Origin of the sequence: Bordetella petrii, from assembly GCF_020991325.1 — a bacterium.
GTDB lineage: Bacteria > Pseudomonadota > Gammaproteobacteria > Burkholderiales > Burkholderiaceae_B > Bordetella_A > Bordetella_A petrii_E.
Genome location: NZ_JAJMLX010000228.1, coordinates 1 through 7490 on the forward strand (window position 1 = coordinate 1; position 7490 = coordinate 7490).

The following is a 7490-nucleotide window of genomic DNA, read 5'->3' on the forward strand; positions in this document are numbered from 1 at the left end:
CGGATTTTGCCCTGCCCACCCAGGTGCCCGAACGCTTGGCGAGCGTCACGGTGCGCGAGGTCGCCCGTGTCAGCCTGGGTGGGCCGAGACTGCGGGTGGTACTGTCCAATGCCTATGGCCCGGCCCCGCTGCGCATCGGCGCGGCCAGCGTGGGCCTGCCCATGGCGGACGGCCCGGCCGTGCAGCCGGCCACGTTGCGCATCTTGAGGTTTGGCGGGCAGGAAAGCGTGGTGATCCCGCCAGGTGGCCAGGTGCTGAGCGATCCAGTGGATCTGCCGGTGCCGGCGCGCGGGCTGGTGGCCGTCAGCGCCTACCTGCCCGGCGACACTCCGTTGCGTTCTTTTCATTGGGAAGGGCGGCGCCATACCTGGCTGGCGCAGGGCGACCGCACCGGCCAGGCCAGGCTGGCGCCGTCCCGTACGGTGACGGCCCATGTGCTGTTGGCCGAAGTGCGCGTGCAGACGGCGAAACCCGCGCCGGTGGTGGTGGCGCTGGGCGATTCCATTACCGATGGCGCGGGCTCCAGCCCGGGCCGCGACCGGCGCTGGCCCGATTTCCTGGCGCAACGGCTGGCGCCGCAAGGCGTGGCGGTGCTGAACGCCGGCATCTCGGGGGCGCGGCTGCTGAGCGACGGCATGGGCGCCAACGCCTTGGCGCGCCTGGACCGCGACGTGCTGGCGCACCGGAACGTTCGCGCGGTGGTCGTGCTGCTGGGTATCAACGACATCAGCTGGCCGGGCAGTGCCTTCGTTCCGGGCGGCACGCTGCCCGAACTGCGGGACCTGGTCGCCGGCTACCGCCAGTTGATCGCGCAAGCCCGCGCCCGCGGCGTGCGGGTCATCGGCGCAACATTGACGCCGTTCCAGGGCGCCCTGGAAGGCACGCCCATCACGGGCTATTACAGCGCCCGGAAAGACGTTCTGCGGCAGGCCGTGAATACGTGGATACGCGAGAGCGGCGAGTTCGATGCGGTGCTGGACACCGATGCATTGCTGCGCGACCCGCAGGCGCCCGCAAGGCTGTTGCCCCGCTACGATTCGGGCGACCACCTGCACCCCGGCGATGCCGGTTACCGGGCCATCGCGCACGCCGTCGATATCAAGGCATTGCTGCCCTAGCTGTCGAGTTTCAACAGGTTGTTTTCCCCGAGCCTGGAAGCTGAAGGCTGATATCCGAGGGCCGCGCACCGCAGCTTTTTGCCTTGGGGCTGTCCTGCGGCAAAAAAAATGCCAGACACTGTGCAGTGTCTGGCATCACGTTCACCGCGGCACCGCCAGGCGCGGGTGCCTGGCGACGGTGAGCGGGAATGGCGTCAGTCTTCTTCGACGAAGGTTTCCTGGCGCTTCTTGCGGATGGAAGGCAGGGCCACCAGCACCACCAGGATGGCCGCGGCGGCCAGCAGCGATGCCGACAGGGGGCGCTCGACGAAGGTGAAGAAGTCGCCGCGCGACAGCAGCAGGGCGCGGCGGAAGTTCTCTTCCATCATGGGGCCCAGCACCAGGCCCAGCAGCAGCGGGGCGCCTTCGCACTTCAGTTTCGACCACACGTATCCCACCACGCCGAAGATGGCCGTCGTGAAAATATCGAAGGTGTTGTAGTTCAGCGAATACACGCCGATCGTGCAGAACACCAGAATGGCCGGGAACAGGATGCGGTAGGGCACTTTCAGCAGCTTCACCCACAGGCCGATCAGCGGCAGGTTCAGCACCACCAGCATCAGGTTGCCGATCCACATGGACGCGATCAGGCCCCAGAACAGATCCGGGTGGCTGGTCATGACCTGCGGGCCGGGCTGGATGTTGTGGATGGTCATGGCGCCAACCATCAGCGCCATCACGGCGTTGCCCGGAATGCCCAGCGTCAGCAGCGGAATGAACGAAGCCTGCGCACCGGAGTTGTTGGCCGATTCGGGGCCCGCCAGGCCGGCCGGGTGGCCCTTGCCGAAGCGTTCGGGTTCTTTCGACAGCTTCTTTTCCAGCGTGTACGAAGCAAAGGCCGACAGCACCGAGCCGCCGCCAGGCAGGATGCCCAGCATGGAACCCAGCGCCGTGCCGCGCACGATGGCGGGGACGGCTTCGCGGATTTCCTGGCGGTTGGGGTACAGCGAACCGATCTTGTCCTGCAGCTCGACGCGGTTTTCCTTCTGTTCCAGGTTGGACAGGATTTCGGCGAAGCCGAACACGCCCATGGCCACGATGGCGAAGTCGATGCCGTCCTGCAGTTCGGGGATGCCGAAGTCATAGCGGGCCACGCCCGAGTTCACGTCGGTGCCCACCATGCCCAGCAGCAGGCCCAGCAGGATCATGCAGATGGCCTTGGGCAGCGAGCCCGAGGCCAGCACCACGGCGCCGATCAGGCCCAGGGTCATCAGCGAGAAGTATTCGGCGGGGCCGAACTTGAAGGCCACTTCGGCCAGCGGGGGCGCGAAGGCGGCGATCAGCATCGTGGTGACGCTGCCCGCGAAGAACGAGCCGACGGCGGCCAGCGACAGTGCCGCACCGGCGCGCCCATTGCGCGCCATCTGGTGCCCGTCCAGCACTGTCACCACCGCTGATGTCTCGCCTGGCAAGTTGACGAGAATGGCGGTGGTGGACCCGCCATACTGGGTACCGTAATAAATACCCGCCAGCATGATCAGGCCGGCCACCGGAGGCAGTACGTACGTGATCGGCAGCAGCATGGCAATGGTGGGCACGGGGCCCAGGCCCGGCAGCACGCCTACCAGCGTGCCCAGGATGCAGCCCAGCAGGGCATACAGCAGGTTTTCCGGCGTGAACGCCACGGAAAAACCCAGTGCGAGGTTGTCCAGCAATTCCATAATGGTGTCTTCCCCTAGTGTTTTAGTTCATGCCCAGAAAGGACGGCCACAGCGGGAAGATCAATCCCAGGCCCTTGATGAACGCCAGCCAGCAGAACACCACCAGGAAAATCGCGTTGGCCAGTGCAACCTTCCAGCTGTATTCATAACTGGCGGTACTGCTGGCCATCACCAGCAGGAACAGCGAGGCGTACAGGCCCAGGGGGCGCAGCAACAGCCCGAACATGACTACGGAACCGATGATGATGAACAGGATCTTGAAATCGAACTTGTCGATCTTGGTTTCCGTGGCCTTGGGCGATATCGAGCCCAACGCCACCGAGGCGCCCAGTAGGGCCAGGCAGATGCCCAGCCAGAAAGGGAAATAGCCGGGGCCCATACGGGCGGATGTGCCCATGCTGTATTGGGTGGCCCCCAGCGCGAATCCTATGCCGAGGGCGGTGAACATCACCCCCGACCAGAAGTCCTGCTTGTTCCGTAGCTGCATAGAAGGTCTCCGTATTGTGCCGTGCCGGACCCAGGGGGCCTGAAAGGCGGAGACGCAGTGCCGTGGGACGCAAGAGGCTTGGACATGAAACATATAAAAAAAAATATGGCACGGCGGCGCGAGCCATATCAGGGTTCTGCAAGCGTCCGGACACTTAGCGCACCGCCAGCACGCATAAGTCCAAGTCGGGATGGATCGTAGCACGATGTAGTTTAGAATTCTGTTGGTGAATCCTCTAACCAGACGGGGCGCCGACATCGAAAAACGGGAGTTACAACCGGACGATTTCGCAACCCTGGCCGAGTTCCGTCACGCGCTGCGCCGCTTTACTGTATTCAGTGAAGCGGAAGCCCACGCGCAGGGCCTGTCTCCCCAGCAGCACCAAGCCTTGCTCACCATCAAAGGCAGTGGCGGCGCGCAGGCGCTCAGCGTGGGCGAACTGGCCGAACAACTCTGCATCAGGCATCACAGCGCCGTGGAACTCGTCAGCCGCCTGGAACGCATGGATATGGTTTCACGCTCGATAGACCCGGTCGACGGCCGCCGCGTGCGGGTGGCCCTGACCCCCTTGGCCGAAGCCAAGCTGCGCGCCCTATCTGCCGTCCATCTCGAACAATTGCGCCGCATCGGCCCGCTTTTGATCAGGCTGCTGGATAAATTCGGCCCCGCAATTCGTTAGGAAAACGTACGCCTGATGGACACTGCCCTTGGAAGGGCATGCGCGGACCTGCGTCCGCGCCCTGGGCTGGCTATTGAGCGCCAGCGCCGGGCCGTCCCGCTCGTCACGTCGGGCACACAGATCTGAATACAGAAACTAGGGAAACTCCTGAGAAATTGGCGATCCATTCCGTTGTGAAACTGCAACGGCAAGCCAAAATTCTTTAACTGGCGCCGCCGGTGGACGGTTCCTGCACCCGCTGCTTGATTTCTTCGTGGTGTTTTTCCATGGCCTGTCGCAGTTCGCGGCGCTGCAGGGCCGCTTCATGGCGCTGCTTTTCTTCCAGGGTGCGCAGCGTCAATGGCGGAACCGCCGTGGGCTGGCCGTTCTCATCCACCGCCACCATCGTGAAATAGCAGCTATTGGCGTGGCGCACGACTTGGCGGCGGATGTCTTCGGTAATGACCTTGATGCCGATTTCCATCGAGGTGCGGCCCGTGTAGTTCACTGAAGCCAGGAAGGTCACCAGTTCTCCGACATGGATGGGCTGGCGGAACATCACCTGGTCTACCGACAGGGTGACCACGTATTGCCCGGCATAGCGGCTGGCACAGGCATAGGCAACTTGGTCCAGATACTTCAGAATGGTTCCGCCGTGGACGTTGCCCGCGAAGTTCGCCATGTCCGGCGTCATCAGGATGGTCATCGACAATTGGTGGCTGGCTGTGGTTTCGTGCATGGCGGGGCGGGCAAGTGGAAAACACCATGGTAATCGCTGCGTCGTGGACAACAGCGCTTTTCCGGCCGGAATCCCCTCGTGGCGGTCTTTGCAAGGCTTAACTTTGTGCTTGATGTGGTTGCGATACGCTCATCGCGGTTTTCCTTGGAGGAAGTCACCATGTCGTTGTTCAAGCGTTGCTCGGCCGAGTTGATCGGCACTTTCTGGCTGGTACTGGGGGGATGCGGAAGCGCGGTGCTGGCTGCCGGGTTTCCCGAACTAGGTATAGGTTTCGCGGGCGTGGCCCTGGCCTTCGGCCTGACGGTGCTGACCATGGCTTATGCCGTGGGCCATATTTCCGGAGGGCATTTCAACCCAGCCGTTACCGTCGGGCTGGCGGTAGGGGGCCGCTTCCCCGGCCGCGAGATCCTTCCCTATATCGTCGCGCAGGTCATAGGCGCCATTGCGGCGGCGGCCGTCCTGGCCTATATCGCCAGCGGCAAGCCGGGCTTCGACCTGGTGGCCAGCGGGTTCGCGGCCAACGGCTATGGCGAGCATTCGCCCGGCCAGTACGCCCTGGGCGCCGCGCTGGTCTGCGAAGTTGTGCTGACTTTCGGGTTCCTGTTCGTGATCCTGGGCGCCACCGACAAGCGCGCGCCGGCGGGTTTTGCCCCCATTCCCATCGGCCTGGCGCTGACGCTCATCCACCTGATCAGCATCCCCGTCACGAATACCTCGGTGAACCCGGCGCGCTCGACCGGCCCGGCCTTGTTCGTGGGCGGCTGGGCCATCGAGCAGCTGTGGCTGTTCTGGGTGGCACCCATCGCGGGCGCCATTCTGGCCGCGCTGGCCTACCGCTGCGTGGGGCGGCAAGACACGTAATCAGAACGGCAAGACGGGGCATGCCGCCGGATGCATAATGGGACTCGGCCGCGCGCGGGCGGCCTGCTCCCAAGGAGATCCTCCATGCCTCAAGATTCGCAGTTCGACAGCCTGCTGCCGCCCCTGCGGCTGGACCGGCGCGCCTTTGTCGTAACGGCCCTGGCCACGGGTTTCACCGCGGCCACCGGCCATGCGGCGGCCGCCACCGCCATCACCACGCCATCCGATGGCCTGGATGCCGGGCCGGTGCAAATCCCGGCGCCCGGGGGCAACATGCCGGCCTACCGTGCCGCCCCGCAGGGCAAGGCCAACCTGCCCACCGTGCTGGTCATCAACGAGATCTTCGGCGTGCATGAATATATGCAGGACGTGTGCCGCCGGCTGGCCAAGGCCGGCTATCTGGCCATTGCCCCCGAACTGTTCGCGCGCCAGGGCGATGCGTCCAAGTACACCGAGATCGCCCGCCTGCGCAGTGAGATCATCGACAAGGTGCCCGACGAGCAGGTCATGGCCGACCTGGATGCCACCGCGGCCTGGGCCGCCAAGCATGGCGGCGATCCGAAACGCCTGGTGGCCACGGGATTCTGCTGGGGCGGGCGCATTGTGTGGCTGTATGCCGCGCACAACCCCGACTTGCGCGCCGGTGCCGCCTGGTATGGGCATGTGCGCAATACCACCAGCCCCATCAAGCCGGCCGACCCCATCCAGGTGGTGGACAAGCTCGGCGCGCCGGTGCTGGGCTTGTATGGCGAGGCCGACGCGGGCATTCCGGTGGCCGATGTCGAACAGATGCGCGCCGCGCTGGGCAAGGGCTCGGAAGCCGCCAAGCAGTCCGAGATCCGCCTATATAAAGAAGCGCCTCATGGGTTCCATGCCGACTATCGCCCCAGCTACCGCAAGGAAGCGGCCGACGACGCCTGGCGCCGCATGCTGGATTGGTTCGAGCGCTACGGCGGCTGAACCTACGGCTGGGCGGGCCGCTGGCGCAGCGGCGCATATTCCGCCGGCACCCAGGCGTATCCCGTGCCGTCGGTGCGCACATGGCCCAGGCCCGGGAAGGGCAGGTGCGCGCCGGCCACCCACAGCTTGTCGCGCGCCGCATCGGCGAACACTTTCTTGCGGCTGGCCAGGGCCTGCGCGCTGTCCACGTCGAATTCGATCACCACTTCCGGCTTGGCGAACTGCACCGCATGGCTGTGCACGATGTCGCCCCACACCAGCAGGCTGTTGCGCCCGGAGCTGAACAAATAAGACGTATGGCCCGGGGTATGGCCGGGGGTGGGCACGGCCTGTACGCCGGGCAGCAGCGCGTCGTCGGGCTGGTAGGTCAGGAACCTGCCGGCGGCCTGGTAGGGCGCCACGGAATCGCGCGACATCTTGAAGAAGGGCTGTACATCGGCAGGAGCCTGGGCCGCCACGGTGGGGCTCAGCCAGAAATCGGCCTCGGCGCGCGCGGCGTAGACGTCGGCTTTCGGAAACAAGGCCGAGCCGTCGGGTTGCAGCAGCCCGCAGGCGTGATCGGGGTGCAGGTGCGTCAGCAATACGGCGTCGACCTGGCCGGGCTGGAAGCCCGCGGCGCGCAGGTTGTCGGCCAGCCCGCCGGCCGTGGGGCCCATGCAGTGGCCCGCGCCCGTATCCACCAGAATTACCTGCTTGCCGTTCTGCACGATATAGCCGTTCACCGCGGTTTGCATGCCGGGCTCGGTGGGCACGAACATGCTGGCCAGCAGGCTGTGTATGTCTTGCGCGGTGGCGCCGCTGAGAATGGACGGGTCCAGGTCTACGTAGCCGTCGTACAGCGCGGTGACGATGAAATCGCCGACCGCCATCCGGTAAAAGCCGGGAGCCTGGGCCGTCGCGGGTGGTGTAGGTATTGGACGGCACGATGCCCGGCAGGGCCCCGCCGGTGCGTTCGCGCACCACGCCG

Annotated in this window: 8 protein-coding genes; 4 read left to right on the forward strand and 4 right to left on the reverse strand. The window is 65.2% G+C overall.

The window, feature by feature from the left end; genetic code table 11:
- Window positions 1–1118, forward strand: a 1118-nt coding sequence (locus LPZ50_RS18935; protein WP_230663652.1) for an SGNH/GDSL hydrolase family protein, incomplete at its 5' end; no start/stop codon positions are given.
- 194 nt (window positions 1119–1312) lie between these two features.
- Here the strand turns inward: LPZ50_RS18935 and LPZ50_RS18940 are convergent.
- Together LPZ50_RS18940 and LPZ50_RS18945 are read right to left on the reverse strand one after the other, a co-directional pair.
- Window positions 1313–2818, reverse strand: coding sequence for a tripartite tricarboxylate transporter permease (locus LPZ50_RS18940; RefSeq protein WP_230663655.1), 1506 nt, complete (start codon window positions 2816–2818; stop codon window positions 1313–1315).
- A gap of 22 nt (window positions 2819–2840) precedes the next feature.
- On the reverse strand, window positions 2841–3305 hold the full coding sequence (locus LPZ50_RS18945) for a tripartite tricarboxylate transporter TctB family protein (protein ID WP_230663658.1): 465 nt from the start codon (window positions 3303–3305) through the stop codon (window positions 2841–2843).
- A gap of 226 nt (window positions 3306–3531) precedes the next feature.
- On the opposite strand from LPZ50_RS18945, the gene LPZ50_RS18950 reads away from it, so the two are divergent.
- Window positions 3532–3984, forward strand: coding sequence for a MarR family winged helix-turn-helix transcriptional regulator (locus LPZ50_RS18950; protein ID WP_230663660.1), 453 nt, complete (start codon window positions 3532–3534; stop codon window positions 3982–3984).
- Window positions 3985–4186: 202 nt separating this feature from the next.
- Here LPZ50_RS18950 and LPZ50_RS18955 read toward each other — a convergent pair whose 3' ends face one another.
- Window positions 4187–4702, reverse strand: a complete 516-nt coding sequence (locus LPZ50_RS18955) for an acyl-CoA thioesterase (protein WP_230663663.1) — start codon at window positions 4700–4702, stop codon at window positions 4187–4189.
- A 159-nt stretch (window positions 4703–4861) separates the two neighbouring features.
- Here LPZ50_RS18955 and aqpZ point away from each other — a divergent pair, with 159 nt between their 5' ends.
- Together aqpZ and LPZ50_RS18965 are read left to right on the forward strand one after the other, a co-directional pair.
- Complete coding sequence (gene aqpZ, locus LPZ50_RS18960) at window positions 4862–5563, forward strand: aquaporin Z (protein ID WP_230663666.1); 702 nt, start codon at window positions 4862–4864, stop codon at window positions 5561–5563.
- Window positions 5564–5647: 84 nt separating this feature from the next.
- Window positions 5648–6523, forward strand: coding sequence for a dienelactone hydrolase family protein (locus LPZ50_RS18965; protein WP_230663668.1), 876 nt, complete (start codon window positions 5648–5650; stop codon window positions 6521–6523).
- Between the two features lie 2 nt (window positions 6524–6525).
- Here the strand turns inward: LPZ50_RS18965 and LPZ50_RS18970 are convergent.
- Window positions 6526–7490, reverse strand: a 965-nt coding sequence (locus LPZ50_RS18970; protein ID WP_230663672.1) for an MBL fold metallo-hydrolase, incomplete at its 5' end; no start/stop codon positions are given.